Source organism: Macellibacteroides sp., assembly GCF_050251695.1.
GTDB classification, from domain to species: Bacteria; Bacteroidota; Bacteroidia; order Bacteroidales; family Tannerellaceae; genus Macellibacteroides; species Macellibacteroides fermentans.
In genome coordinates, this window is record NZ_JBFWMI010000046.1 from 1 (window position 1) to 26,685 (window position 26,685).

Annotated in this window: 22 protein-coding genes; 11 read left to right on the forward strand and 11 right to left on the reverse strand. The window is 46.1% G+C overall.

Going from position 1 to position 26,685, the window contains the following annotated elements:
- From AB7E53_RS08465 to AB7E53_RS08485, 5 genes are all read right to left on the reverse strand, one after another.
- A partial coding sequence (locus AB7E53_RS08465; RefSeq protein ID WP_446775162.1) for a SusC/RagA family TonB-linked outer membrane protein occupies nt 1-1,630 on the reverse strand: 1,630 nt, incomplete at its 3' end.
- A 290-nt stretch (nt 1,631-1,920) separates the two neighbouring features.
- Nucleotides 1,921-2,943 (reverse strand): FecR family protein, encoded by a 1,023-nt coding sequence (locus AB7E53_RS08470; protein WP_446775164.1) that lies wholly within the window; start codon nt 2,941-2,943, stop codon nt 1,921-1,923.
- A 26-nt stretch (nt 2,944-2,969) separates the two neighbouring features.
- Nucleotides 2,970-3,596, reverse strand: coding sequence for an RNA polymerase sigma-70 factor (locus tag AB7E53_RS08475; RefSeq protein ID WP_446775165.1), 627 nt, complete (start codon nt 3,594-3,596; stop codon nt 2,970-2,972).
- Between the two features lie 181 nt (nt 3,597-3,777).
- A complete protein-coding gene (locus AB7E53_RS08480) occupies nt 3,778-4,119 on the reverse strand; it encodes a DUF4907 domain-containing protein (protein ID WP_245832515.1) in 342 nt (113 codons plus the stop codon).
- The gene (locus tag AB7E53_RS08485) at nt 4,103-5,104 is read right to left on the reverse strand and encodes a Kelch repeat-containing protein (RefSeq protein WP_371689782.1); all 1,002 of its coding nucleotides are present in this window, start codon (nt 5,102-5,104) and stop codon (nt 4,103-4,105) included. Before AB7E53_RS08485 ends, AB7E53_RS08480 begins: the two co-directional genes overlap by 17 nt.
- Nucleotides 5,105-5,137: 33 nt before the next feature.
- Between AB7E53_RS08485 and AB7E53_RS08490 the strand changes: the two genes are divergently transcribed.
- From AB7E53_RS08490 to AB7E53_RS08500, 3 genes are all read left to right on the forward strand, one after another.
- A complete protein-coding gene (locus AB7E53_RS08490; RefSeq protein ID WP_446775167.1) occupies nt 5,138-5,275 on the forward strand; it encodes a hypothetical protein in 138 nt (45 codons plus the stop codon).
- Between the two features lie 80 nt (nt 5,276-5,355).
- Nucleotides 5,356-6,669 (forward strand): DUF4270 family protein, encoded by a 1,314-nt coding sequence (locus AB7E53_RS08495; protein WP_446775169.1) that lies wholly within the window; start codon nt 5,356-5,358, stop codon nt 6,667-6,669.
- A complete protein-coding gene (locus AB7E53_RS08500) occupies nt 6,656-7,870 on the forward strand; it encodes a hypothetical protein (protein ID WP_446775171.1) in 1,215 nt (404 codons plus the stop codon). The genes AB7E53_RS08495 and AB7E53_RS08500 overlap by 14 nt, the downstream gene beginning before the upstream one ends.
- 63 nt (nt 7,871-7,933) lie before the next feature.
- Here the strand turns inward: AB7E53_RS08500 and AB7E53_RS08505 are convergent, their stop codons facing one another.
- Complete coding sequence (locus tag AB7E53_RS08505) at nt 7,934-8,371, reverse strand: LytR/AlgR family response regulator transcription factor (protein WP_079682524.1); 438 nt, start codon at nt 8,369-8,371, stop codon at nt 7,934-7,936.
- 181 nt (nt 8,372-8,552) lie between these two features.
- Between AB7E53_RS08505 and AB7E53_RS08510 the strand changes: the two genes are divergently transcribed.
- Together AB7E53_RS08510 and AB7E53_RS08515 are read left to right on the forward strand one after the other, a co-directional pair.
- Entirely contained in the window at nt 8,553-9,764 is a 1,212-nt protein-coding gene (locus AB7E53_RS08510; RefSeq protein ID WP_446775173.1) for a sensor histidine kinase, read from the forward strand.
- A gap of 6 nt (nt 9,765-9,770) precedes the next feature.
- A complete protein-coding gene (locus tag AB7E53_RS08515) occupies nt 9,771-10,529 on the forward strand; it encodes a LytR/AlgR family response regulator transcription factor (protein ID WP_446772234.1) in 759 nt (252 codons plus the stop codon).
- Between the two features lie 160 nt (nt 10,530-10,689).
- Here the strand turns inward: AB7E53_RS08515 and rplS are convergent, their stop codons facing one another.
- A complete protein-coding gene (rplS, locus tag AB7E53_RS08520; protein WP_068178989.1) occupies nt 10,690-11,037 on the reverse strand; it encodes a 50S ribosomal protein L19 in 348 nt (115 codons plus the stop codon).
- A gap of 184 nt (nt 11,038-11,221) precedes the next feature.
- Here rplS and AB7E53_RS08525 point away from each other — a divergent pair, with 184 nt between their 5' ends.
- On the forward strand, nt 11,222-14,215 hold the full coding sequence (locus tag AB7E53_RS08525; RefSeq protein ID WP_446775190.1) for a glycoside hydrolase family 3 N-terminal domain-containing protein: 2,994 nt from the start codon (nt 11,222-11,224) through the stop codon (nt 14,213-14,215).
- Between the two features lie 60 nt (nt 14,216-14,275).
- Nucleotides 14,276-15,307 carry an aminotransferase class I/II-fold pyridoxal phosphate-dependent enzyme gene (locus AB7E53_RS08530; RefSeq protein ID WP_446775175.1) on the forward strand — a complete coding sequence of 344 codons (1,032 nt, stop codon included), beginning with the start codon at nt 14,276-14,278 and terminating at the stop codon, nt 15,305-15,307.
- 73 nt (nt 15,308-15,380) lie between these two features.
- On the opposite strand, the gene AB7E53_RS08535 is transcribed toward AB7E53_RS08530, so the two are convergent.
- On the reverse strand, nt 15,381-15,551 hold the full coding sequence (locus AB7E53_RS08535) for a hypothetical protein (RefSeq protein WP_176421677.1): 171 nt from the start codon (nt 15,549-15,551) through the stop codon (nt 15,381-15,383).
- Between the two features lie 137 nt (nt 15,552-15,688).
- On the opposite strand from AB7E53_RS08535, the gene AB7E53_RS08540 reads away from it, so the two are divergent.
- The gene (locus tag AB7E53_RS08540; RefSeq protein WP_446775177.1) at nt 15,689-16,426 is read left to right on the forward strand and encodes a lysophospholipid acyltransferase family protein; all 738 of its coding nucleotides are present in this window, start codon (nt 15,689-15,691) and stop codon (nt 16,424-16,426) included.
- A gap of 5 nt (nt 16,427-16,431) precedes the next feature.
- On the opposite strand, the gene AB7E53_RS08545 is transcribed toward AB7E53_RS08540, so the two are convergent.
- Together AB7E53_RS08545 and AB7E53_RS08550 are read right to left on the reverse strand one after the other, a co-directional pair.
- Nucleotides 16,432-17,913: a capsule assembly Wzi family protein gene (locus AB7E53_RS08545; protein ID WP_446775179.1), complete on the reverse strand. Its 1,482-nt coding sequence runs from the start codon at nt 17,911-17,913 to the stop codon at nt 16,432-16,434.
- A gap of 522 nt (nt 17,914-18,435) precedes the next feature.
- Complete coding sequence (locus AB7E53_RS08550; protein ID WP_446775181.1) at nt 18,436-18,657, reverse strand: hypothetical protein; 222 nt, start codon at nt 18,655-18,657, stop codon at nt 18,436-18,438.
- Nucleotides 18,658-18,929: 272 nt separating this feature from the next.
- On the opposite strand from AB7E53_RS08550, the gene AB7E53_RS08555 reads away from it, so the two are divergent.
- The 3 genes from AB7E53_RS08555 (at nt 18,930) to AB7E53_RS08565 (ending at nt 24,658) form a co-directional block, all read left to right on the forward strand.
- Nucleotides 18,930-21,293, forward strand: coding sequence for a GumC family protein (locus AB7E53_RS08555; protein ID WP_446775183.1), 2,364 nt, complete (start codon nt 18,930-18,932; stop codon nt 21,291-21,293).
- A 139-nt stretch (nt 21,294-21,432) separates the two neighbouring features.
- Nucleotides 21,433-22,242: a polysaccharide biosynthesis/export family protein gene (locus tag AB7E53_RS08560; protein ID WP_446775185.1), complete on the forward strand. Its 810-nt coding sequence runs from the start codon at nt 21,433-21,435 to the stop codon at nt 22,240-22,242.
- Between the two features lie 34 nt (nt 22,243-22,276).
- A complete protein-coding gene (locus tag AB7E53_RS08565; RefSeq protein WP_446775186.1) occupies nt 22,277-24,658 on the forward strand; it encodes a GumC family protein in 2,382 nt (793 codons plus the stop codon).
- Nucleotides 24,659-24,877: 219 nt separating this feature from the next.
- Here AB7E53_RS08565 and AB7E53_RS08570 read toward each other — a convergent pair.
- A partial coding sequence (locus AB7E53_RS08570) for a polysaccharide biosynthesis protein (RefSeq protein ID WP_446775188.1) occupies nt 24,878-26,685 on the reverse strand: 1,808 nt, incomplete at its 5' end.

Sequence of the window (26,685 nt, forward strand, 5' to 3'; positions counted from 1 at the left end):
CGTTGGCAGGTAATGTAAGTGCATAAGGGTTCAGATATTCATTGTTCGGTCCCGACCAGTTTACAATATGTCCGTCCGGACCAACCGGATTCTGCAGGTCTTGCAAACGGATGCTTCTCGGCATGTTTATCAACATCTTCATAACGCCATATTCTCCCTGAGCCGGACGATTATTAGCCTTCTGGCGCATAAAGTTTACTTTTGCACTCAAGTCGATAAACTTGCTGGTAAACTGGGTATTCAAATCATAATACTGACGGTTCAGCGAATGATTCGGAGTGATACCTTGATTTCTGGAATCAGAAAAAGAGAATCTGGCTGTCAGGTTATCAGAACCTCCCGAAGCTGTCAGTGTATTGGTATAATTGGATCCGGTTCTGTAAAAATCGGAAACATAGTCTTTCTGCGGTGCATAGGCATAATCACTGTAATTGGAGTCTCCGTAGAATTCATTACGCCAGTTGGCTATAGTTGTTTTTCCATCCATTTTAGGACCCCAACTACCCTTCGCATTGGTAGAGAACACCCCGGCAGAACCCTGTCCGTATTCATTCTGATATTCGTACGGGTTATAGGCTTCGCTGAAACTCAGGTTTCCGTTGTATTCGATTACCATCGCACCGCTTTTACCTTTCTTGGTGGTAACGATAATAGCTCCGTTCTGAGCTCTCGAACCATACATAGCAGCCGCGTTGGCTCCTTTCAGAACTGAAATACTTTCGATATCTTCCGGATTGATTTCGGAAGCAGCTCCGGAATAGTCCACGCCACCCCACTGATTGGCTTTGTCTGTTACATTATCACTTACGGGAATACCGTCTATCACCCACAAAGGCTGGTTATTACCGCTCAAAGAACTGGTACCACGTAAAACCACGCGGGTAGATCCACCCATACCGGTTGTAGATTGATTGATCTGCACCCCGGCAACTTTACCCTGCAGCATGTTGGCCACACTTTCGGAACGGTTTTCACTCATACCATCGGTCTTGATCTCCTGCATGGCATATCCCAACGCTTTCTTTTCGCGTCTGATACCAAGAGCCGTAACAACAATCTCGTCAAGCTCTTCTACAGAAGAAGCCAATACGAATTCAATAGATGATCGGTTGCCTACTTCACTTTCCTGAGGTTTGTATCCAATGTACGACACTTGTAATACGGCATTTGGATTACCCACTTCAATTGAAAATTTACCATCAAGATCGGTTATTACACCGTTTTGTGTACCCTTAACCACAACGTTGGCACCAATGATAGTTTCGCCGTTTCGGTCTTTCACCACACCAGTCACCTTTTTGGACTGCTGGGCTACAGAAGGCACATTGTTTTTGTGGCTCAGTACGATTTGTTTGTTACTGATGATATAAGCTACATCCTGTCCTTCAAATAATTGATCCAGGATTTGTGTGATGTCTTTCTTTTTTACAGAAATGGATACCTTGTTGCTTACATTTACCATCTTTTTGTTAAACAGAAATCTGAAGTCAGATTGCTCTTCGATCTGGTTCAGCACCTCTTCAATCGAGACATCTGATAACTTCATGGATAGTGTGGTGGTCTGTGCATACGAGCTGGAGGCAAATCCCTGTAATACACCACATAAAAGGAATAACAAGCATAATTTCATAATCCGAAATTGTTTGGCGGCAAATCCTTGCCGAATGATTTCATTAATCAGAACTGAATTCATATTTTTGTATTGTTTAGTTGAAAAAACAGGTTAACGAAACTTAAAAGCTAAACAACCTGAAGGGAGGGTGTACGAGGCCTTCCCTTCTATCTGTTAAGCTTGCTAAAAAATAGTGCTTTGTATCATGTCATAGGCTAAAAAGTTTAAATAGTAAATAAGGTTAAATTCTTTATTTCTATAAATAAGACAGTCCAGCCCTAAAAATCCACAATAAGAAATGATTTTTTTTATTTTTTCAACTTATAAACTTCTACTTTCCGTCTTTTAAGAGCCAATTCGTTGGCAGTTTCCTGATTATAATTCACATATCGGATGGGTGCCGATAGTTGGAGTAAGCGTAGAATCTCGCTGAGCGACTCCTGTTTGAAGGTTGCCCGATAGGGTTGGTTGGCAATTTCCTTGTCCATCACCACTATTTCAACATTAAATGTTTGCCCCACACGTTTGAACACATATTCCAGCGGATCGTCCCTGAAAACCATCAGACCGTCTTTCCAGGCATACCATTTGTATGGATCGGTCTTTTCAATTTTACATTGAAGGGTATTTTTGTTGAAAGAGGCCCTTTCTCCCGGAAACAAATCAAAACGTTTCTGCTGATTGATTGCCATTCCGATCCGCCCTTTTACCATGGTGACCGAAGTCATCGAATCTTTTGGATAGGCTTCCACATTAAATGCAGTACCTGTTGCCCTTACATCTACCCGGGCGGTATGTACGGTGAAAGGATTTTCGGGATCCGACTCAACCTCAAAGAATGCCTCACCCTGTAACGTAACTTTTCTTGAACCCTTAGTGAAGCGGGTAGGGTATTTAAGCGAACTTCCTGCATTAAGCCAAACCTTCGAATTATCTGGCAGATTAACTTCCACAAAAGTACCGTAGGGGGCGAACACCTCTTGCTGCGTAATGTTTTCCGGTTCTTTTGAAACGAGCAGATAAATAAGAGACAAAAGCAACGGAAGCAACAGTATGGCAGCAGAACGTTGCCAGTAAACAACCACAGGGTGCTGAGTCCAGTGTAGTTTGTTTATCTTATTTAATACGGAATTCAATGCTTTCTGATCGTCTATCTCTTCGGGGTTGAAGGCCGGATTCAATCCTTGCCAGATGTTTCTGAGGGCTTCGAATTGCATGCGGTTATCCTCGCTTTCCTTTATCCAGGAAAGAAGAGCCTCTTTTTCCTCCTCCGTACAATGTCCGGACAAGTATTTAATTACCAACGATTCTATGTAATTGTCTGTGTTCATTTATATACGCTTAATAATAAGACAGATCAGTTTATTTTTTTCCACAAGGAAATAACATTATTTAATGATAATATAATGAAAAATAAACCGGGAAGATAGAATTCTTTCAGATAGCTCCTCAAGAACTTGATCGCGGCGGCAATCCGTACCTCGATGGTTCGTTCGGAAACATTCAGACGAGCAGCTATCTCTTTATACCGCAGCCCTTCAAATTTATTTAATAGAAATGTCTCTTTTATGGCAGGCGAAAGTTTATTTAATGCCCTTTCGAGGTGTTGATTCAAGTCGGAATACAGCATGTAGTTGTTGGTGTCGTATTCACTTGTAATTTCGCTCAGCTCAACATCTGCTGCCGACAAATCTTCGTGATCCGAACCTTTTCTGCGGATTTCGTTGAGGCACCCGTTGCGAACGGCTGTAAGTAAATAAGATTTCAAATAGGTGTCGATCTGGATTACATCCCTGTCATTCCATAATTTTAGAAAAATGGATTGCACCACATCTTCACAGTCCTTCTTGTCTGCCAGAAAATTTCCGCCAAACAAGACCATATCCCTGTAATAATGCGTAAAAATAGAAGAGAAGGCTGTTTGATCGCCTTTCTTCAATTTTTCCAATAGTATTTTTTCGTAAGGCAGATTCTGTTTTTTCATACGAAGTAACTTTATTATGAAATATAGCGAACCAGCTGTTCCTGTGTTTATCACTTTAGCTCGTTGCAAAGATACTTTTTTTCTTTGCAGAAGTGTTAGATAATGATATAAAAAGTGAATAAGTCTAAAATGAGAAGGCCGACTATCCCCTAGCCAGCCTACCCAGTATAGAACCTTATATTTAAAAAAGAGAGAGAGTGTGTGTAATCTCTTCCCGCGTTACAGTGAAATTTTCGTGATTTCTCACTTTGTTCAGAACGATATTCCCCACGGCTTTAGCCGCTTCTTCAGAGGGAAATGCCATTACAGTATCAATTGCCGGAATGGTGGGTTGATGAATTATTATCTTTTTATCGATAGATATATTGTATCCCCATCCATCGGAAGTGCGTACCGTCTGCAACGCAGTCCGAGACTTTTCCGGAGTTCCCATTTTTCCGGAAAAAAGATAGAATGATAGAAATGCAAACGGAAGCAGTAACAGACCCCAAAGGGCCTGTTTACCCTTAATATTCATCATCATCGTATTCATATGGGTGTAATTCCCAAATGTCATCAAAGCGGTATGTACTGCTTTTACCCGTTGTCACATAACCTCTTTCTCCGTTGGAGAAGGAGACTGTTGCCGTTCGCGCCGTTCCCTTAAATTTAGCCACATTCTCCCATAAATCGGTTGTGGGATAATATTTCCAGCTATCACTGCGCACACTTCCGCTTTCACCACAGCTTAAATAAGCAGCACCATCTATCACGAAAGCCACGCCATTGGTGCGAACGATACTATACTCATCATCGTAGTCGTCGTCCGAAGTATCTGCGATATCCCTCAGCTGGGTCCACTGACCGCTTTGGGCATCGTACTTCCAGAAATCGTCTACATATTCACCGTTATTCTGTCCACATAAAACATAAGCCACATTGTCAATTACAAACGAGGTTGCCCCCATTCGTTTGGATCCGCCGATGCTCACAATCTGCTCCCACGAGTTGCTTGCCGGATTAAAGGCATAGAAATCCTTAAGGTAGTTGCCATCGTATCCGCATCCTATATATCCCTTGTTCCCCACACCGAAAGCAACGGCTCCATAGCGGCCCGACCCCGGATAGTCGGCCTGCTGTGTCCACTGGTTTGAAGTTGGGTCGTACTCCCAGAAATCTTTCAGGTAATTCTCTCCGTCGTAACCGGTTCCCAGATATCCTTTGCCGTTTACAGTAAAAGCAACGGCCGAATTACGGGCAGTTCCCGGCATAGAGGCTTTCTGTGTCCAGAAATCCTGTTCCATATCATATTCCCACAAGTCAGACAGCCTTTTCTTCCCATCGTATCCGCAAACAAGATATCCTTTGTTGCCGATTGTAAAGGACGATGCATCACTGCGCGCCAACCCGTCAAAGTCGGATACACGGTACCAGGTACCTATTAAATCTTCGTCTTCATCACTGCCGCAAGCTCCCATAATAAAAGGAAGCATCGCCAACAGGAAGGTCACTAATTTTTTGTGTGTCATATACGTTTTATATCAATTTTCTGTCGCAAAAGAATGGAGATATTATTTTGCCGCCAAATTAAATCGGCAGTCAGGGTAGTTGAATCGTTCAAATGCGACGAAGCATCGGTCAACGGTATACGAAGCATGTTGGGTCCGTTTACCAGCCCATATATCAGTTTGGTGGATTAAGTGGGGGAATCTGTAAGTTCAAGTTGCAAGCCGCTGCCTAAACTTCGTTATTTGCGTTCAAAAAAGTAAAATATACGTATATGCGCACATTTTTTACATTTGCAATACTGATGCTTTTGTTTGCCTCGTTACCCTCCTGTTACGACGAAGGTGCTACCTTTGGCGAGAATCTGGTTGATTCATCCTTTCGGAATGTCACGGCAGACACCTCTTCGGTTACAGTTACCAATGTCCGGATCGATTCGCTGGAGACTTCAGGAACGGAGACAATCCTGGTAGGTGAATACTCTCATACTCTGTGGGGTACGGTTGCTTCGATGAGCTATATTCCGTACAGCAGGCCCTCATACAGTACGGATATTGAAGAGACGGTAAAGCTAGATTCGCTGGTACTTAAACTTTACTACAACGGATACTACCTGGGGGATACTACCCAATGGCAAACCCTTTCGGTGTATCCTTTAAACGAAAAAGTGGTACTGAATGATAACGATTATCTGTACTCCCATTCCTCGTTTTCCTATGGGAAGAATGCTTTGGGAAAGAAAACATTCAAGCCACATCCGGGTAGGGGGGAACCGGTTGAGATCCGTCTTTCCGACCAGCTCGGACAAGAATTGCTTACCCGGTTCCATAACCGTGACGAGTCTGTTTCGGACGATATGTTTGAGGAATATTTTAAGGGTATCGCCCTGGTAGCCGAATCGGGAAGTAAAAACCTGCTGGGTTTTTCGGTTGGAGATACTTTGTCTGCCCTTACGTTGTATTATCATGTGGACGACGAGTTAAGAAGTCCCCAGTCGATGGTGATATCACCCAATACCTCCACCCAGTTTAATCATTTTGATCACAACCGCTCCGGTTCCCTGTTGCCGGTTACGGCAAACCCGAAGGAGGAGATCCCCTCTGCTCAGGTGGGAGACAGAGGGTTGCTGGCAGGTGGACTGGGTTGGTATACCCGTCTGGAATTTCCCTACCTGAATAATATCCTGCAACAAGGGGTTCAGGTAGAGATACAGAATGCGATGTTGCGTATTTATCCGGAAATAGGAACCTATTCAGAGTTTAATGCCCTGCCGGACAGCATATACCTTTACATCGCCGACGAGAACAATGTGGTTACCGAAGCCGTAACCGACTACCTGGGGACCCAGGTACAGGGCGGAGTGTTGGTGAAGGATGAGACTTTTCATGAAAATACCTATTATTATTTCGATGTTACCAGTTTCATGCAACAGGAATTGGGAACCTTCGGGATGAATAAGCATAATCTGCAGCTGGTATTGCCCTCAAGCCACTATACCTCTTCGTTCAAGAATCTCACCTTCTCGAGTCAGAAAGGGAAAAACCCGCTCAAATTACAGTTAACATACACCATTTATGAAAGTTATTGATAAAATACATTTCCTGATCGCCTCCATCTGTCTTTTGTATACCACGGGTATCAGCAGTCAGAATATGACTACCTCTCCCTATTCAATGTTTGGAATCGGCGAGCTCACCGACGGGCAATACGGTCAGCATGCCGCCATGGGCGGAGTGTCTGTCGGTATGCGCGATCCCATACTTATCAACAGTGTGAACCCTGCCGGATTGACAGGCCTCGATAGTCTGCGTCTGGTAGCGGATGCCACGGCATTTGTTAAGAACGAGTGGTACAGTTCCAGAGGAACCCATACGAATGCCACTTCCGGTAATCTCTCCTCCTTTTCCATGGGCGGACGGATTATGCCACGTTGGTATATGTCGGCAGGGGTCTATCCCTACAGTACGGTAGGTTACTATTTCAGGACCAAAGAGCCTGTAGAGGGGACAGACGGAAGTTACTACTACAGTACATTTGAAGGTAGCGGGGGACTGTCCACCGCTTCGCTGTCAAACGCCATCCTGCTGGACCGGCACCTTTCGCTGGGTGTCACCCTGAGCTATGTTTTCGGGAACATTACGCAGACCGAAACACAGGAGTCGATGACGGTTACCCAGAAAATGTACACCAACGCATTTAATGCCCGCTTTGGGTTGCAATATACAAAGCAGCTGGCAAACGATCTGGGTGTAACTGTGGGGCTGACCTTTGGATATAAACAAAAGCTGGTATTGGATAACACAACAACCGTGCAGACCAGTTCGGCCTCAACGGAGCGATCTCAGAAGTTCCTCACCCAATACATTCCTCCCTTTGTGGGAGCAGGGGCATCGGTTACCCATAAACGGATCACTTATGGTGCCGATTATACCTTCAGAAAGTACAGTACGCTGGTATCGACAGATAACCGGGTTACATTTCGCGATGTACACGAGGTAAAGGCCGGAATCAGCTATTTGCCGGCTACCTATCAGTCGGAATCATACTGGCGCCGTGTATCTTATAAAGCCGGCGTTAGCCTGTCCAATCCCTACTTGTCGGTTTCCGGTAAAGACGGCTTTTCGTGGCGGGTGAGTGCCGGACTGGGTTTCCCAGTATCCAACGGACGGATCCATACAGCCTTGTTTTACGATAATACGCAGCTTACCGGTAATACCTTACGGTCGTCTGCCCTGGGCTTATCCGTTTCATACACCCTGAGCGAATTATTCTATAAGGTGAAGCTATAACAAAGACAAAGGGATGGAACCATACAGAGGTTCCATCCCTTTGCTAACATCCGGAAGACAGCCTTATTCCTGCAGGGAAAGCCGGTCCAGGAATGCCGGCATATACGATTCGCTTATAGGAATGAGATCATTGCCTATTTTGATACGTTTGCGTTCAATGTAACTAATCTGAGGCAACGACACGATGTACGAACGATGTACCCTGCAGAAGGAGCCATCGGTGAGGCACTCTTCAAATTTTTTCAGACTTACCTGGGATAGCAGCGGTTTACCGTTTGTGCGGTGCACTTTAACATAGTCGCCATACCCTTCCAGATAAAGAATCTCCTCTTTTTTCAGACGGATGATCCGGGTCCCCTCTTTTACGAAAACAGGCAGCTCTGCAGTCTCCTTATGTAATACCTCGTGTACGTCGGCAAGGGCCTTGTCCAGTTTCTCGAAATAGCTCATAAGTGTGTCCAGGGTGGACGCATCTCCGTCGAATGTAATACATTTAAGCATGATCCTATGATTTTAAGTTCTGCTGCAAAAAAAGCGGATTATTCTGTAAAGAAAGGTTAACCGGCGTTCAGAGGGTCTATTTTAAGGGTGAATCGCCCGGGTACAGCGGCGAAACGGAATAGAGGATAGGATTGATTGCCCTTTTTTCTTGTATTTTTGTGACGAGCTTAATTACTACTCTATGGAATCAAAAACAAACGATCTGCTTGTGGGGATTGTGGTATCCGGATTGCTGAGCCTTTTTGTGAATTTCCCCCTTCTTACAAGGAGTTACGAAATGCTTACCGGTTTTACCAGTTCATTTCCTTCGGCACCCGACAGGCAATATATGTTGTTGTTTGCCCTGGGATGGTTCTTCTTTTTTGCATTTATCCTGTTCATACTAAGCGGACAGACCTATCTGTTGGGGAGCAGGTTGTTTAAGGGGGCCGAATATGGAGCAATCATCACCATGCTGATAGTAGGTTTGCTGGCTGGTTGGGGAATGAGCGAACTGTTCCCTACAGCCAGGCAGTTTTTTCTGAACGATTTATTTGGATTGGATACTTTCCCTTCCGAGAGGGTTGTCTTCCACCATGCTCCTCCGGCAGATCTGGCTGCTACTGCCTCCATGCATCCGGGATCGGATGGAACGTTGCTGCCTGAAGGTGGTAACAGGATGCCTTTTCCGCGCAAACCATTTTTTATGCCTTTGCTTACGGAGCATCTTTTTGTGATGTTGGTAACCATGTTAAGTGTTGTGCTTATCCGCTCGCTCCGCAGCAAACAGGAAGTGCAGCTGGCTTACGAACAACTTAAATCGGAAAAACTTCAAACCAGTTACAACGCATTGATGGGACAGATCAATCCTCACTTTTTTTTCAACTCGCTTAACGGGCTCAGTTCGCTGGTAAGACAGCAGAAACAGGAGCAGACCCTTACCTATCTGGATGAGCTGTCGGGTATATTCAGGTACGTCCTTCAAAGCAACACCAAAGAGTTGGTCACCCTTGCCGAAGAATTACAGTTTGTAAAGGCCTATACCTATCTGCTGCAGGTCCGGTACGAAGGTAAGTTTTCGAGTTCGATACAGGTAGATCCGGCATTGTTATTGTATAAACTACCCATTTTGAGTATCCTTCCGTTGCTGGAAAATGTAGTGAAACATAATGTAATTAGTAAACAATATCCCCTGCAGATTGATATTTATACCACATCGGATGCCAAAGTGGTGGTTTCGAACCGCATCCAACCTAAACGGGAACAACCCGAACCGGGAGGACTGGGACTTAAAAATCTATGGGGGCGCTACCGGATGCTTACCGGCAAGGATATTGAAATCTCCAACCGGAAGGAATATTTTAAAGTGTTTCTGCCACTGGTAAGTACGGATCCCAAATGTAAAGGAAATTGATAATCTATGAAAGCTGTTATTATTGAAGACGAAACTGCTGCCGTAACAAGTCTGAGGGCTATGCTGACCGAAAACCAGGTGGTTCAGGTAGATGTAATCGCCGAGCTTGAAAGCGTGGAGGAGTGTGTGGACTGGTTCCGGAACAATCCGGCTCCGGATCTTATCTTTATGGACATTCATCTGGCGGATGGTTCGGCCTTCGGTCTGTTTGAACAGGTGGACGTACCGTCGCCTGTTATTTTTACAACGGCCTTCGACTCCTACGCTCTGCAGGCTTTTCAGGTAAACAGTATCGACTACCTCCTAAAGCCGGTTACTACAGCCTCTCTGGCCAGGGCACTCGAAAAGCTGAGGCGGCTTACCAGCGAAGAGCGCAACAGTCATATCGAACACACCAACGATAGTATCCGTACCCGCCATCTGCTGAAGAATTTGCTGATAACCAAAGCAGATAAGTTTTATCCGCTGCCCGTTGATGAGGTCTGCTTTTTCTATACATTGAATGAAAAGGTGATGGCCTACACGGCCGATGGGAAAGTGCATCCGGTAGACCGTACCCTGGATGCATTGGGTGAGCAGCTGGACGGAGATACTTTTTTCAGGGCCAACAGACAGTTTATCATTGCCAGAAAGGCAATCCGCGACATCGATCTATGGTTTGGAAGCCGGTTGTCGGTCAATCTCCAGATTCCCCTTCCGGAACGGATCATAATAAGTAAAACCAAAACACCCGTCTTTAAGAGATGGATTGCTGCCGAACAATAGTGGAGATAACTAATTTACCCTTAAGTATAATTTTTTTTTATACTTAAGTCTAATTTTTATTTTACTTAAGTAAAGTTTTACGCAGAGGGGGTCTAAATAACAAAAGAGGTTGCATCCGTATGGAGCAACCTCTTTGTATTCTTCAAAAAGGGAGTGATTCTTATACTCTCTTTTCTTTGATTCTTGCCTTTTTACCGGTAAGAGCACGCAGGTAATACAATTTCGCTCTGCGAACTTTACCAACTTTGTTTACGGTGATGCTGTCGATGAATGGAGAATCCATTGGGAAGATTCTTTCTACACCGATGTTGTCAGACATTTTACGAACTGTGAAGCGTTTTTTGTCACCGTGTCCTGAGATACGGATAACTACGCCGCGGTAGTTCTGGATACGTTCCTTGTTACCTTCTTTGATACGGTAAGCAATGGTAACTGTGTCGCCACTCTTAAAAGCAGGATGCTCTTTCTTTGTAGAAAATGCTTCCTCTGCAATTTTAATTAAGTCCATCGTGTTATAGCTTTTTGAATTGATTTTTAACGAAACGCAATTTAACGGGCTACTTTTCCCGACAGAGATTACGTAAAGCGGTGCAAAGTAACGAAACATTTGCGAGTTAACCAAATACAAGAATAAGTTTTTTGAAGAGAGCGAAGTTTTATCTATATTTGAAGGTATGAAAAGAAAGAGTATGATGAAGAAGTTGATAATTGCCTTGTGCTTAGGAACTTTAAGTCTGCAGGCAGGGGCGCAGACGGAACCTGCGCTGTTTCAGGCAGCAGATAAAACGATGATGACCCACTGGGTGGATTCGGTATTCGACAGCTTGTCGCCCGAAGAGCGAATCGGCCAGCTGTTTATGGTCATAGCAGATCCCTCCTCCAACACACGTAATATGAACCGGCTGCTTACCTATGTAAAGGAACAGAAGATAGGAGGTATCCTCTACCATACCGGGAATCCCGTCACTCAGGCAACAGTTACCAATAAATTGCAGGAAACGGCCCGCGTCCCTTTGCTGGTGGCGCTGGACGGCGAGTGGGGCTTGTCGATGCGTCTCACGGGTACCCCGCGTTTCCCTCAGAATATGATGCTGGGAGCCATCGAGGATATTTCTCTTTTACGCGCTTACGGTGAGGAGGTTGGCCGGCAATGCCGGGAGATGGGTATCCATATCAATTTTGCGCCGGTGCTGGATGTAAACAGCAACACCGGAAATCCGGTTATCGGATTACGTTCATATGGAGAAGATCCGCAGGCTGTAGCCGAACGGGGGAGTGCTTATGCCGCCGGAATTGAGTCGGCCGGCATCATCTCCGTAGCCAAACATTTTCCCGGTCACGGTGATACGTTTGAAGATTCGCATTACACCCTCCCCTCGGTTTTTCACGACAGGGTGCGGTTGGACAGCATTGAATTGCCTCCGTTCAGAAGATATATCAGCGACGGATATGCCGGGGTGATGACCGGCCATTTGTACGTACCCGTTCTGGGAAGGCGGTCGCCGCTCCCTACCTCTCTCAACAAGGAGGTGGTTACCGGATTGCTTCAGGAGGAGTTGGGGTTCAGGGGGCTCACCTTTACAGATGCTCTGGCAATGAAGGGGGCCTCTGTTGCAAGTACCAACTCGTGTGTACTGGCCTTGCTGGCTGGAAACGATGTGCTGCTGGCTCCGGCTAATCCTGCCAGGGATTTTGCAGCGGTGAAGGAGGCCGTTGCCAGCGGAGTGCTGGATGTAAGGGATATCGAGTCGAAGTGCATTAAGATTCTTCAATACAAATACATAGCGGGGCTGTCTAATTACCGGCCGGTGGAGATTGCCGGTCTGCAGAACCGGATCAACACTTCCCATGCCGCCTACCTGGTGAACCGGTTGAATGCCGAGGGACTTACCTTACTGAAGAACGACAACGATATTTTGCCGGTCAGGGCACTGGCACGCAAAAAGATTGCTGCACTGGCCATTGGCGAAAGCGAAGGAAATCCGTTTCAGACCATGTTGAACCGCTACGATTCGGTGGCCTGTTTCCAAATCTCCCGCACGTCGAGTCCGGCCGAAATAGCTAGGGTGTACAAGCAACTCAATACCTACGATCTTATTTTATGCAGCGTACATACGGTGCGGATACCGGAGAACGATGCGTTTCGTAAGCTCACGGCTGCCAAGCCGGTTGTGCTCACTTTCTTTACGCTTCCATACTATTGTAAAGAATATGCAGCTTCTATAAACAATGCCAAAGGGATGCTTGTAGGATACGAAAATACGGATGCAGCCCAGACTTATGCAGCCCAGTTGATTTTTGGAGGTATAGCGGGTAAAGGCAAATTATCGGTTACCATACCCGACCTATATTTTGCCGGATCGGGACTCGCCACCGAACCGGTCCGCCTGGGTTATCAGGAGCCCGAAGCCGCCGGTCTTGACCCGGCTAAGCTTGCCGAGATTGACAGTATTGTGCAAGAGGGACTTCGTGCCAAAGCTTTCCCCGGATGCCAGGTGCTGGTGGCAAAAGACGGACAGGTCATTTACAACAAGTCGTTCGGTTATTATACCTACGACAACCTGCAGCCTGTAACTGAACGGGCGGTATACGACCTGGCCTCGTCGTCCAAAGCGGCCGGTACTGTTACCGCGCTTATGAAGGCATATGAGAAGAAGGGCTTCACACTGAACAGCCGGTTGGCCGAGTTTGTACCCTCCATGCAGAACTCCAATAAAAAAGACATACGTATCCGCGACCTTCTGTATCACGAATCCGGACTGGTGCCCTCCATTACTTTTTATACTTCGGCCATCGACTCCTCCTCTTTCCGGGGCAGCTTGTACAGCCCTAAGAAAGATGCGGCACACCCCAGACGCTTCGATGCCAATTCGTTTGTAAATACAACCTTCCGGTACCGCTCCGATCTGGTCTCCGATACGTTACGCCCCGGTTTTTCCACCCTGGTGGCACGAAATTTCTATTTGAATAATACCTTTCGGGATACTATTTTCCGTATAATAGCCCAATCGCCGTTGCAGACTCCCGGTAAATACCTTTATAGCTGCATTAACTTCATTTTGTTACAACAGGTGGCCGAGCAACAGATGCAGATGCCGTTGAATGAAATCCTGGGACGCTATTTCACGGCTCCATTAGGTGCAGGAAACACCCTGTATAATCCGCTTACCCGGATAGACAGTCTGTGGATTGTACCTACGGAAGACGACTTTTTTGTGCGCCGCCAATTGTTACGGGGCTATGTGCACGATGAGGCTGCCGCATTTATGGGGGGCGTTTCCGGCAATGCGGGGTTGTTTTCCAATGCAAACGATCTGGCCAAGCTGCTGCAGATGTTGCTGAACGATGGGGTATATGGCGGCGAACGATACCTTCAGCAGGAGACACTCCGTCTCTTTACCCAGAGTAAGACGCCCAATTCGCACAGGGGATTGGGATACGACAAGCCCTGGCCGGAGAATCCCAGACTTTCTTCCTGCGGACTACTTGCTCCGCGGTCGGTGTATGGCCATACCGGTTATACGGGCACCTGTTTCTGGATCGATCCGGACAACCGGCTCATTTATATATTCCTGAGCAACCGGGTACATCCAACCCGAACAAACAACTCTCTTGCTTCCATGAATATCCGTACACGTATCCAGGATGCAATCTATAAATCTTTTAATGGGAAAAGTAAAAAATAACTCGTACTTTTGTTGCCTGGATTTTTACTCCCGGAATTTTTAATTACAAAATATAAAATTATGCTATTCGGTCACGGTGACGATTATTTTAACTCTCAGACAGAAGTGAAGATCAACTTCAGTTCCAATGTCTGGCATGGCGCAAATCTGGAAAAACTAAAAGAGCATCTGAACACACAGTTCGACAAGCTTTCCCGTTATCCCGAGCCCGATGCTGCCACACTTAAGCGATTATTGGCCCGCCGGCACGAAGTGAATGAAGAAAATGTGGTGGTAACCAATGGCTCTGTCAGCGCCTTTTACCTTATTGCCCAAGCCTGGAGAGGTGCCAGTTCACTTATTGCAGTTCCTTCTTTTTCTGAATACGAGGATGCTTGTTGTTTGCATGAACATAAGGTAAGCTTCTTCTCGACAGGAGACGATTTGCAGGAGGTTTCTTTTGAAGGACAGGATTTCTGCTGGATCTGTAACCCGAACAATCCGGATGGAAAGATGATTCATCGTTCGGAATTATTGGCTTTGATAGCAGCGAACCGCAATACTATCTTTGTGGTGGACCAGGCCTATGTAGCCTTTACTACAGAAGATCTGTTAAAACCAGCAGATGTCAAGAACAATCCGAACCTGGTTATCATACAGTCTATTTCCAAGGCATATAATATACCGGGACTTCGAATCGGTTACCTCATTGCCCAGCCGGATATTACAGAGCGAATCAACAAATACCTGATTCCATGGTCAATCAATGCATTTGCTATCGAAGCCAGTAAATATATTCTGATTCATCCGGCTCAGTTTACTTTGCCTGTACGTAAATGGCAGCGTGAAACGGCCGAATTTATTTACCAGCTGAATAAATTGGATGGGATTGAAGTACTTCCTACGGCTTCCACCTTCTTCCTGGTGAGACTGAAGACCGGTGTAGCGTCCGACCTGAAAAACTGGTTGTTGACTACCTATGGAATCCTGATACGTGATGCATCCAATTTCCGTGGACTGGATGAAACATATTTCCGTATCTCTACGCAGACAGCCGACGAGAACAGACAGTTTACAGAAGCACTGGCCGAATGGCTGAGTCTGCAGAAATAAGCTGAGATATTAAAAGAAAAACGGGCTACATTTATGAATGTAACCCGTTTTTCTTTTTTACTAACTTAAAATCCTATTCAACCTTTTTGTTAAGGAAGATGTGGAACAAAAAGCCACCGATAATAAGACCTAAGCCAAGTAATAAAGCAGAATTTGATGCAGCTCCTGTGTACATGCATCCAATTAGTACAAGTACGCCAATCAGGAGTACAATCACTCCCAGTGATTTAATGAATTCATTCATGGGTATAGATTTTTTATAATTATTTTCTTTCTAGGTGCAAATAAAGTAATAATAAAGTTACTGCAAAAATATTTTAGAATAAAAATAGCAAAAGCCCGAAAAATTGCATTTATATTTGGCTAACTAAACGAAACACCATGAAGCGCATCCTATACATCCTCTATACATGGCTCATCTTTGTGCCTGTCTTTTTAGTGCTTACTCTTCTTACAGCCCTTGTTACAATGGCGGGATGCTTCCTTGGAAATGAATCTGTTTTCTCTTATTGGCCAGGTAGAATCTGGTCACGACTTACCTGTTACCTGGCTCTTTGTCCTGTTACGGTTCGCGGCCGCGAACATATCCCTGCAGGTAAATCGTGTGTATTTGTATCCAACCATCAGGGAGCATTCGACATCTTCCTGATTTATGGATTTCTGGGTGTTCCCTTTAAATGGGTGATGAAGGAGGGGATAGGCAAAATTCCTTTTGTAGGAGCTGCCTGTCGTGCTGCCGGCTTTATTTTTGTGGAGAATAAAAAAGGGGGTGGTTCGGTCCAGGTGATCCGTAAAGCCGAAAGATACCTGGCAAACGGAACATCCATCGTTATCTTTCCGGAAGGTTCGCGTACATATGATGGTAAGATGATCCGATTCAGAAAAGGAGCCTATCAGCTGGCTGCCGATCTGAAATTACCATTGGTGCCCATTACCTTAAACGGTCCTTTTGAAGTATTACCCATCGGCAGCCTGAACCTGAAGCGCCATCGGATGGAGCTTATCATTCATCCTCCGGTGTGCACCGAAGGCCTGGTACCCGATCGTAAAGGCCTTGAGCTGTTAGCCGATCAGACACGCCAAACCATTGCTTCCGCTCTTTGGGAAAAATACAGGTAAAATCCTTACCAGTTTTTCAGAATTCCCGTCTTGGTAATTTTGATTCCTACACCCAAGCTGCGTCCAAATAGTTCGCGGGCATCTCCTGCCACTGTTCCTGTAAATTGCCAGTCTTCAAGTTTAGGATGTTTGTATGTAATATCCAGTAAACCAGATACTCCCTGTTTGATATCGCGAAACGGCCGCGCATGACTTCCGTAGGTGTTCATAGCCGTTGCAAGAAGCCGGTAAGATACTTGTGTTGAAAGTTCGCCCGATATCCCCACATGCCAGTCACTCACGCGGTTGTTGGGAAATCCAAGTGTTCCGTCTTCGTTGTATTCGGGTGAAGGAATTAATGGAGATCCTATACCTCTGTTAAAGTAAGAAACACCCGTGGTATATTCGCCGTTGTTGTAATAGCTGTCGCCACCGCCGCCCCGTCCGGGATACTTGTCGTGATCAAATTCAAGGAAATGGAATTGTCCGCTTTGGTTGCGTGTAACCACATGTTCCACCACCACTTTCTGCACCCATCTACAGGTGTGAAGATTCACCTCAACGCCCCACAGACCGTCGGTACCGTTGGCCAGCTCCATCCCCGATTTATCTTCGAAATACCACTGATGATACGCTCTTGCCGACAGCTTCTGTCCCTGATAGGCCAGCTCCATGTCGTACGATCCGTAATGATTCCCTAATACATTAATCTGGTCGGACAGAGTAGCCCCTTCGCCACCCTCGCTGCCGGTAACCACACGAATGAAATCGCGGAAGGATTGGGGTTGTTTTCCAATTTTAGGGTTACTGGATGTTCCGCCCCACTGTACCCAGTGCTGCAGACCAACGGTTGCTGAAACGGGGAAATTTCCTTTGGTATCTTCCAGACGCAGATAGCCGGATTTGTGATGCCATAACACATTGTCTACATACGTAGTGCCTGGGCGTACAGTCTGTTTCAGGTAGGATTCATCGAACGATCTCCCTACGGCAAAATCACCTTTTACCAGCAGCCAACCCTTTGTGTAAGGAACCAGGGTGAAGTGCGGCATACTCAGGTTAAGCTCCGGAATAGGCCGCGCATTACCCGAATGAACCATGTCGCCGGAACTTAATGCTTTGTTCCATAAGGAGGTGTGATTCTCTTTGCTGCCGATGGTAAGTCGTAAATTTTTATAGGATACTCCGGCAAAGAATTCCTGGATCAGTATATTCCGGTAACGGGGTTCTACGGCGGCCAGACTGAGACCGGCCTGCCAGCTCCAATCTTTATTCAAACTTTGATGATGCGTGATACCTGTAAGTCCATAGCCGTTGCCTGCATCCAGCGGAACAAGTCCGTATCGGTTGCTGGCAAGCCAGAAAGGAGTATTTGTTCCACTAGCTGCCGATGCAAAAACTTCGGCTTTCCATGAGGTAGTATTTTCCAGGGTTTCTTCCTGTGCAAAAACCGTCCAGGCTGGAAGGAGCGCTGCTGCACAGAGAGCAAACAATTTATATGTTTTCATTGATCTTCATTATTAGTCTGAAGTACAAAGATACAATTAATAATGTAATTTAATAAACATCAAGCTTCAATTGCTGTTATATTTATAGATGAGTCTGTTCATATTATTAAATCCGATTTTTACATTAGGATGGTAAGCATCAATGGCAGAAAACAGGGGCGTATTTAAACCATGCAAGTCTCATTTTTCAAATTAAGGCCGTTTTAATTATTAATAGGAAAGGTGTGTTAAAATCGTATTTGCAATACGGAAAGACAATTGTTATATTTGATTTGTGTTACTATAACTTCATCAGTCATACTAATAAATAACAAACAATCTACCTCAACACGACCCATTTCTTTGGACCCTAAGACTCTCTGGCTCGATTCAAATAAAATTGAAGCGAAGCTGGAGAGCCTTCAATAGGTTCACGAGATAAGCAACAGTTCCGTAAGCTGGTGAAAAGGCGGAAGCAGACAGCACCTGTTTCCCACCTCTTCATCATCCACCACTATCACATTTAAAGCCGACTTCATATTGCTATTCTATTTTATAATTAGCGGGAATGAAAATACAAACCTCCGTGCCACAATCCTCTTTGCGGTTATCCACGGTAACAGTCAGCTTTTCCTTGTTCATTCCGTTCAGCACATCGGCTGTCTGGTATAACATCTTCAGGCCCGTACCTGTATTATATAAATTTTGTCCATGTGCCGGATAAGCCTTCTTTTTGCAAGATAGACCTGTTTTTAACAACTTCACATCAAAGCACCCTTCTAAATGATTGAATGTTGACTTTTGAATTAAATTTAAGTATTCTTTGGTTTTATTAATTATCAAAACACCTGTTTAAGATAACAAACAGCCCGTTTTCAATAATAAAACCCTTATCTTTGCGCCCTTATTAAGAGAGTAAACAGTTATTTTGACATTTGTTAATGTCTTTTTAGTATTTTTGAATGAAACAGCGTGGACGAAATCATTCTAAAATGCATCTATATAACCTAATGTAATTTAATTTAAAGTAATCTGTAATGCAACAAGAAGTAAACCAGACAACCGAACCAATCGAAGAAGAATTAGATTTATTGGCCATCTTTCTTAAGTACATGTCGTACTGGAAGTGGTTTTTGCTCAGTATTCTCCTTTTTATCGGAGCCGGAGTCTTGTATCTCAAAACACAACCATCTGTTTATCAGAGTAGTGTAAAGGTTTTGTTGAAAGACGAGAATTCCGCCCCCGAAGAGATGATGCTGCTGCAAGACCTGGGTATGGGCGGAGGTAAGAACAACGTAGACAACGAGATCGAAGCGTTTAAATCGCCGGACTTGTCTGTCAAGGCCATCACATCCCTCGAACTCTATACCGAATACCGCAAAACCGGTAAATTTTGGATGGGGGCCGACGAACTTTACCAAAATGCACCCGTTTACATCCGATGGGAAGATATAGAGCCCGAATCCATTCCGGCTCCTATCACCTTCACCTTTACTCCATCGGGTAAGGGCTATACTGTTTTGTGCGAGTTCCGGGGTTCCGAATTAACCACCAAGGTAGATACCCTGCCAACCTATCTGCGACTTCCGATGGGTCGTTTCTATGTGAGTGCCAACAAGCATGCCGACCCTAAATTTACGGCAGAACCATACGAATTTGAAGCTACAATCAGCAATCCAATGGTGATGGCCCGTAAAATGAGCGAGCAGCTTGAAATCAAGCCGTCAACCAAACAATCTACCGTACTTACCCTTAGTTACAGTACTGAAACCGAAGCTAAAGGACGCGACTACCTGTCCATGTTGGTAAGTTATTACAACGACGATGCATCCAGCGACAAGAACATGGTATCACGCAATACCTCTGTATTTATTGAAGAACGAATCAAGGATATATCCGTAGAGCTAGGCGATGTGGAACATCAGGTAGAGAAATTCCGCGAAGCAAACAAACTTACCGATATTCAGGCCGAAGCACAGCTTTACCTGGGTCAGACGGGCGAAAACGAGCAGAAACGTCTCGAACTCGAAACCCAGCTTAATCTGGTGCGATTTGTCGAAGACTTTATCAAACGTCCCGAAAACAGAAGCAAGCTTATTCCCAACCTGGGTGTTACAGACGCCGGACTGGTAACCGTAATCAACGAATACAACCAGCTGCTCTTGCAGAAAGAAAGACTACAATCCATGTCGTCCGAAAGCAACCCGGCACTCATTCAGCTCAAGAACCAGATAACCTCCCTGCGAGGCTCTATCAACTCATCGCTGGCCAACGTACGTCATGCCAACGAGATCGCCATCAAGGAACTCGACCGTATGTATACCGTAACACATGCACGTTTGCAAAGTATACCTTCGGTAGAGCGCGAGTACAAAGATATCATGCGTCAGCAGGAGGTTAAGAACAACCTTTTTGTCTACCTGCTGCAGAAAAGAGAGGAAACTGCCCTCACCCAGGCGGCCATCGCACCTAAGGCTAAGATACTAACACGTCCGTTTACAACGGATGTCCCTGTAGCCCCCAAGGTACCCGTCATCCTGCTGGCCTTTTTCCTTGTAGGTCTGGTTGTACCCGTAGGCTGTATTTTCGTACGCGACCTGTTCCACACCCGGGTAGAGAACATCGACGACCTCGAACCGCTTAAGGGAATCGATGTGATAGGCGATATACCTATCATTAAAGCCAAGATGGAAACCGCTCTGGTGGTAAAGGCCAACGACGACAGTCCCGAAGTGGAGCTATTCCGTACCCTGCGTAACAACTTGCTGTTCATGCTGGACGAACCCCACAAGAAGGTAATCATGGTAACATCTACCGTCCCTACCGAAGGAAAAACCTTTATAAGTATCAACCTGGCGCGCAGTCTCTCGTTGATGGATAAGAAGGTGCTGCTTATAGGTGGCGACATCCGTAATCCGCAGATAAATAATGATCTCGGCATTCCTAAAACCAGCATAGGATTTACCTCCGTCCTGGCGGGTCATTGTAAGGATTATCACGATGCTATAAACGAGTTGTTCCCCAATTTCTTCATCATGCAGGCAGGACCCATTCCTCCCAACCCCAACGAATTGCTATCCAAGAAGTCGTTGGACGAGCTTATCGCCCGTCTGCGAGACGAATTCGACTACATCGTGATCGACTCCGCACCGGTGGGAGTGGTGTCAGACTCCTTCATCCTAAGCAGGGTGACCAACAATACGGTGTATGTTATGCGACAGAATGTAACTCAGAAAGACACGGTTCATTTCCTCAACAGCATCAAGCGCGATGCACGCCTGAATAATATCGCCGTAGTGCTTAACGGTACCATCCCCGAAAACCGGTATGGGAGTTACAAGTACGGCTATAAATATTCGTACAGGTACGGTTATAGTCAGAAGTACGGTTACAAACATTAAATATAAAGACAGCAACCCTTTCGGTTGCTGTTTTTTTTATGCGAAAAGCTGTTAATTTCAAAATATACTGTATCTTTGCTTTGTTTATCATTATAAGAACAATGATTGAACATCTGAAACTAATTTTTAATAAAAACGTATGAAAATCCTTAATTTGTCATTTTTTTCCGCTTTATGCCTGTTTTTGGCCTCATGCGGATCAACCAAAAACATCCCCTATTTAGTAGATGCAGAGCAACTTCCCGATAAACAATTAAAGGAAACAGCCATGATCTATGAAGCCAAGATCATGCCCAAAGATATTCTTACAGTAACGGTAAATACCACCGTACCAGAGGCTGCGGTACCTTTCAACCTGCCATTGGCTCCGGCTAATAGCGGGGCTATCAATACTACCCAGCTCAGCTACGGAGCAGGGTTGCAGAACTATATCGTAGATAATGCCGGTAACATCGAATTCCCGGTGCTGGGAACCCTGCATGTGGCAGGACTTACCCGTGTACAGGTACAGAACCTTATCAAAAGCAAGATTTATCCGCAGTTTCTAAAGGAAGAGCCTGTTATCAACGTGCGTTTCCAGAACTACAAAATATCCGTTCTGGGCGAAGTGGCCCGTCCGGGATCCTTCACTGCTACCAACGAACAGTGTACCCTGTTTGACGCGCTCGCTATGGCGGGCGACCTTACCATCTATGGTAAACGCGAAAACGTGATGCTTATCCGCGAATATGCCGACGGCAGCAAGGGTGTATACCGTATCAATCTGCAAGACAAGGATCTGGTGCTCAATCCCCAGATTTACTACCTGCAGCAGAACGATGTGTTGATAGTAGAACCAAACAAAACCAAGGCACGGGCATCCAGCATCGGTTCGTCCGAAACCTTTACCATATCCATCGTATCCACGCTTATTTCTGTGGCAACCCTTATTATTACCGCCACCAGATAAAGGAATGTATATAAAAACTCAATAACCCAAGGGAATGCAAAACGATATCAACAACCCTGTTTCCAATGTCCGCGACGAAGAGGAGCTGGACATCCGCAGCATTGTGCTCAAATATATTTCATACTGGCGATGGTTCATCGTCAGTATTTTCTTTTTAAGTGCAGTAGGTATAATCTACCTCAAGAGGCAGAATAATATCTACGAAAACAATGTAATCGTGCTTCTCAAAGACGAGAATACGGCTACCGAAGAGATGCTGCTCCTGCAGGATCTGGGCATGAGTGCCGGCAAGAACAACATCGAGAACGAAATCGCCCTGTTCAGATCGCCGGACCTTATCACCAAAGCCGTAACCTCCCTCGAACTGTACACCACCTACCGTAAAGTAACCCGCTGGAGTTTTAACGACAACGAACTGTACGGCAATGCCCCCCTTTACATCCGGTGGGAAGATATGGAACCTAAAAAGATTCCTGCACCGGTAACCTTTACCTTCACCCCTCAGGGCAAAGGTTTCGAGGTATCCGGTCAATACGAAGAAATACCTTTTCACGGACGAATCGACACCCTTCCGGTTTACCTCAAGCTTCCCATGGGGCGCTTCTATGTGAGCCGCAACAACGAGATTGATCCGGCTTATAAACAAGAACCCTATACCTTCGAGGCAACCATCTCCAACCCCTCTGTACAAGCCAGACGCTTGTCGGCCGAACTGAAGGTAACCCCGTCTGCCAAGCAATCGTCGGTTCTTACCCTCAGTATACAGAGTGAGATAAAGAAGAAGGGGCGCGACTTCCTGCAACAGTTGGTCAACTTCTACAACGAAGATGCCACTAACGATAAAAACATGGTAGCCCACAACACAGCCGTTTTCATTGAAGAGCGTATCAAGGAGATCTCTGTCGAGCTGGGAACCGTAGAAAAGCAGGTGGAAGATTTCCGTCAGCAGAAACAGATCACCGATATTCAGGCAGAGGCCCAGCTTTACCTGGGGCAGACCGGACAAAACGAGCAGAAGCGCGTGGAGATAGAAACCCAGCTCAACCTTACCCGCTTTGTAGAAGACTTTATCGCCCGTCCGGCCAATGCCAACAAGCTTATCCCCAACCTGGGGGTGACCGATGCCGGACTGGTATCCGTAATCAACGAATACAACCAGCTGCTGCTCATGAAAGAGCGGCTCGAGTCTTCTTCGTCCGAAAGCAACCCTGCATTGATTCAGATGAAGCAACAGGTGTCAGGTATGCGTCAGAGCATCCAGTCTTCGTTGGCCAACGTGCGCCACGCCTCCGAAATTGCGCTGCGCGACCTCAACAGACAGAATACCGTAACCAACGCCCGTATCCAGGATATCCCGGCGGTGGAGCGCGAATATAAAGACATTCTGCGTCAGCAGGAGGTTAAGAACAACCTCTTTGTATTCCTCCTTCAAAAACGCGAAGAGACCGCCCTTACCCAGGCAGCTGTGGCACCCAAGGCCAAAATCGTGTCGGAGCCCTATTCCAGCGATGCTCCTGTAGCCCCCAAGCGGGCCGTTATCCTTCTGGCCTTCTTTTTGGTAGGCTGTGTCCTTCCGGTGGGAGCCATCTTCGTACGCGACCTCTTCCATACTTCCATCGAGAGTATGGACGACCTGGCACCGCTTAAAGATATTGATGTGATTGGCGATATCCAGGCAATCACCACTCCTATGGAAACAGCCCTGGTGGTACAGGCCAACGACGACAGTCCCGTTACCGAACTCTTCCGTACCCTGCGTAACAACCTGCTGTTTATGCTTAACGAGCCCAATAAGAAGGTGGTGATGGTCACCTCTACGGTACCCGGCGAAGGAAAGACCTTTATCAGTATCAATCTGGCGCGCAGCCTCTCGTTGATGGATAAAAAGGTGCTGCTTATCGGAGGCGATATCCGCAACCCTAAGCTATCTCACGATTTAGGTATCCCCAAGGTGAATATCGGTTTCTCAACCTACCTGGCGGGTATGGCTCATGGAGTGGACGAAGTTACAGAAGTATTGTACCCAAACTTCCACATCATGCAGGCTGGTCCGGTTCCCCCCAATCCCAATGAATTGCTATCCAAGCAAACATTGAACGACCTGTTTGACGGACTACGTGAAGAGTACGATTATATCATCATCGACTCTGCGCCGGTAGGAGTGGTATCAGACTCCTTCATGCTCAACCGCGTGGCCGATGTTACCTTGTATGTAATGCGCGAACGTGTAACGCAGAAAGATGCCGTAAACTTTGTAAACAGCATCAAGCGAGACAACCGCCTTGCCGGAGTCACCGTGGTGCTCAATGCCACCACACCCCAGGGTAAGTACGGCAGTTACAAATATGGCTACAAGTACTCGTACCGCTACGGTTACAGTCAGAAGTACGGTTACGGAAAATCCAAGAAAGCTTAAAAGCATATTTCATTCTATAAAGAAAAAGGCAGTTCAAACCGAACTGCCTTTTTCTTTATTAAATACTCTATAAACGCAAAGCATCCGATTCTCACGAACCGGATGCTCTTTATAACCAAAACCTTAACTATAAAAAAATAACACTTATTGTGTTACTGTTTTTCTATGCCCCAAATGTATGAAACAATTTAATATTTACAAACATTTTTTTTATGTTCTTCAACATGTTATTGCCCCCCCCTGCTGTTGTAAATCCAGCTTTTCGAATTCGGAATTCTGACTGATAAACTCCGGAACGATCTGTTTCATCCGGAGTACCGTATCAAGCACCAGGCCTTGACGGGCCACTTGCGTTAACGAATCAATCCGGGGTTCAATCTCCTGGTAGTTATACTCACGTACTTTGGCTACCCTGATTTTTTCGTGTGGGGTAGGGAGGGTATTCTCTTCGTTACTTAATAGTTCTTCGTATAATTTTTCGCCGGGACGCAGACCTGTATAAGAAATCTGTATATCCACATCGGGCTCGAAGCCGGCCAGTTCGATCATCCGTCGGGCCAGGTCGGCTATCTTTACAGGTTCGCCCATTTCAAAGATAAAGATCTCGCCACCCTTGCCCATGGTACCCGCTTCCAGCACCAGCCGGCACGCCTCGGGGATGGTCATAAAGTAGCGTATGATGTCCGGATGGGTCACAGTAATAGGTCCACCCTTCTCAATCTGTTCGCGGAAGCGCGGAATCACCGAACCGTTGCTCCCCAGCACATTGCCAAAGCGCGTGGTGATAAACTTCGTTACACCCGGATGGGTACCGTTCTTGATGGCCGTAGCCAGACTCTGCACATATATTTCGGCCAACCGCTTGCTGCAGCCCATCACATTGGTGGGATTCACGGCCTTGTCCGTCGATACCATCACAAACCGCTCCACCCCGTACTTCACGGCATGGTCCGCCATGTTGCGCGTGCCCCGCACGTTCACCCGTATGGCCTCGCAGGGATTGCTCTCCATCAAGGGTACATGTTTATAGGCTGCAGCATGGAAAACAACCTGTGGAAGATAACTTTCAAAGACTGCATCCACTCTGGACTCGCTGCGAACATCTCCAATTACCGGTGTGAATTCTAGTTCCGGAAACTTCTCTTCCAATTCAAGACGTAAGTTATGCATGGGCGTCTCCGCCGAGTCAAACAACACCAGCTTGCGGATGCGGAAGCGTGCCAGCTGCCGGCATATCTCGCTCCCGATGGAGCCCGCCGCACCAGACACCAGTACCACTTTGCCCTCCAGACTATCGGCAATCTCCTGCAGGTTGATCTTAATCTCGTCGCGGCCCAGTAAGTCCTCGATACGAACCGGACGGATGGGCCGTTTAACGCCGCCATCCACCAAATCCTCCATGGGAGGCATCACCAACGTACGCAGGTTCAGCTTCTCGCAGTGACGGATCAAACGGTTTTGTTCCTCTTTGGCCTCTTTGGGATTGGTAAACAATATCCCGTCCAGGTTATTTCTTTTAATCAGGCTGGCAAGCCCGGTCTTGTCTTCCACATAATAAACCGGCAGTCCACCGATGCTCATCTGTTTCCCTTTTGAACCATAAATAATATACCCCATTACCTTATACATGTTAAGGTAAGCCTGGGTGTTCAGGTATACAGACGATATGCTCTGAGGGGTGGTGCCATAAATAAGCAAATTCCGTTGCTGCTTATTGTTGGTGGAAAGAATGAAATTATACAAGTTTATCAGGATCACCCGCAGCGACAGCATCAAACCTCCGGTAGCCAGCGAATCAATAAAGAAGCAGAGAATCAAGAATTTGATAGGCTTGGGATCCCCGAAAAAGTAGATCAGGATGATAAGCAAAACCGACTTCACGAAGGAAGCCGACCCCAGACGCCACAACTCCTGCAGCGTAGAATGGCGAACCACCCCCCGGTAGGGACGGAAAACCAGAAAAGCTGCGACGCTTGCTACGCCGGAGAAGAATGCCATGCGTACAAATACACCTAAATCTACATGAA

What these genes read in the sequence shown, in the direction of transcription:
- AB7E53_RS08540 (WP_446775177.1), top strand. Translation starts at nt 15,689, where the DNA reads ATGAAGCGCATCCTATACATCCTCTATACATGGCTCATCTTTGTGCCT.
- AB7E53_RS08505 (WP_079682524.1), bottom strand. Translation starts at nt 8,371, where the DNA reads ATGCTTAAATGTATTACATTCGACGGAGATGCGTCCACCCTGGACACA.
- AB7E53_RS08515 (WP_446772234.1), top strand. Translation starts at nt 9,771, where the DNA reads ATGAAAGCTGTTATTATTGAAGACGAAACTGCTGCCGTAACAAGTCTG.
- AB7E53_RS08565 (WP_446775186.1), top strand. Translation starts at nt 22,277, where the DNA reads ATGCAAAACGATATCAACAACCCTGTTTCCAATGTCCGCGACGAAGAG.
- AB7E53_RS08470 (WP_446775164.1), bottom strand. Translation starts at nt 2,943, where the DNA reads ATGAACACAGACAATTACATAGAATCGTTGGTAATTAAATACTTGTCC.
- AB7E53_RS08495 (WP_446775169.1), top strand. Translation starts at nt 5,356, where the DNA reads ATGCGCACATTTTTTACATTTGCAATACTGATGCTTTTGTTTGCCTCG.
- AB7E53_RS08545 (WP_446775179.1), bottom strand. Translation starts at nt 17,913, where the DNA reads ATGAAAACATATAAATTGTTTGCTCTCTGTGCAGCAGCGCTCCTTCCA.
- AB7E53_RS08500 (WP_446775171.1), top strand. Translation starts at nt 6,656, where the DNA reads ATGAAAGTTATTGATAAAATACATTTCCTGATCGCCTCCATCTGTCTT.
- AB7E53_RS08530 (WP_446775175.1), top strand. Translation starts at nt 14,276, where the DNA reads ATGCTATTCGGTCACGGTGACGATTATTTTAACTCTCAGACAGAAGTG.
- AB7E53_RS08485 (WP_371689782.1), bottom strand. Translation starts at nt 5,104, where the DNA reads ATGACACACAAAAAATTAGTGACCTTCCTGTTGGCGATGCTTCCTTTT.
- AB7E53_RS08535 (WP_176421677.1), bottom strand. Translation starts at nt 15,551, where the DNA reads ATGAATGAATTCATTAAATCACTGGGAGTGATTGTACTCCTGATTGGC.
- AB7E53_RS08490 (WP_446775167.1), top strand. Translation starts at nt 5,138, where the DNA reads ATGGAGATATTATTTTGCCGCCAAATTAAATCGGCAGTCAGGGTAGTT.
- AB7E53_RS08525 (WP_446775190.1), top strand. Translation starts at nt 11,222, where the DNA reads ATGAAGAAGTTGATAATTGCCTTGTGCTTAGGAACTTTAAGTCTGCAG.
- AB7E53_RS08480 (WP_245832515.1), bottom strand. Translation starts at nt 4,119, where the DNA reads ATGATGATGAATATTAAGGGTAAACAGGCCCTTTGGGGTCTGTTACTG.
- rplS (WP_068178989.1), bottom strand. Translation starts at nt 11,037, where the DNA reads ATGGACTTAATTAAAATTGCAGAGGAAGCATTTTCTACAAAGAAAGAG.
- AB7E53_RS08510 (WP_446775173.1), top strand. Translation starts at nt 8,553, where the DNA reads ATGGAATCAAAAACAAACGATCTGCTTGTGGGGATTGTGGTATCCGGA.
- AB7E53_RS08560 (WP_446775185.1), top strand. Translation starts at nt 21,433, where the DNA reads ATGAAAATCCTTAATTTGTCATTTTTTTCCGCTTTATGCCTGTTTTTG.
- AB7E53_RS08475 (WP_446775165.1), bottom strand. Translation starts at nt 3,596, where the DNA reads ATGAAAAAACAGAATCTGCCTTACGAAAAAATACTATTGGAAAAATTG.
- AB7E53_RS08555 (WP_446775183.1), top strand. Translation starts at nt 18,930, where the DNA reads ATGCAACAAGAAGTAAACCAGACAACCGAACCAATCGAAGAAGAATTA.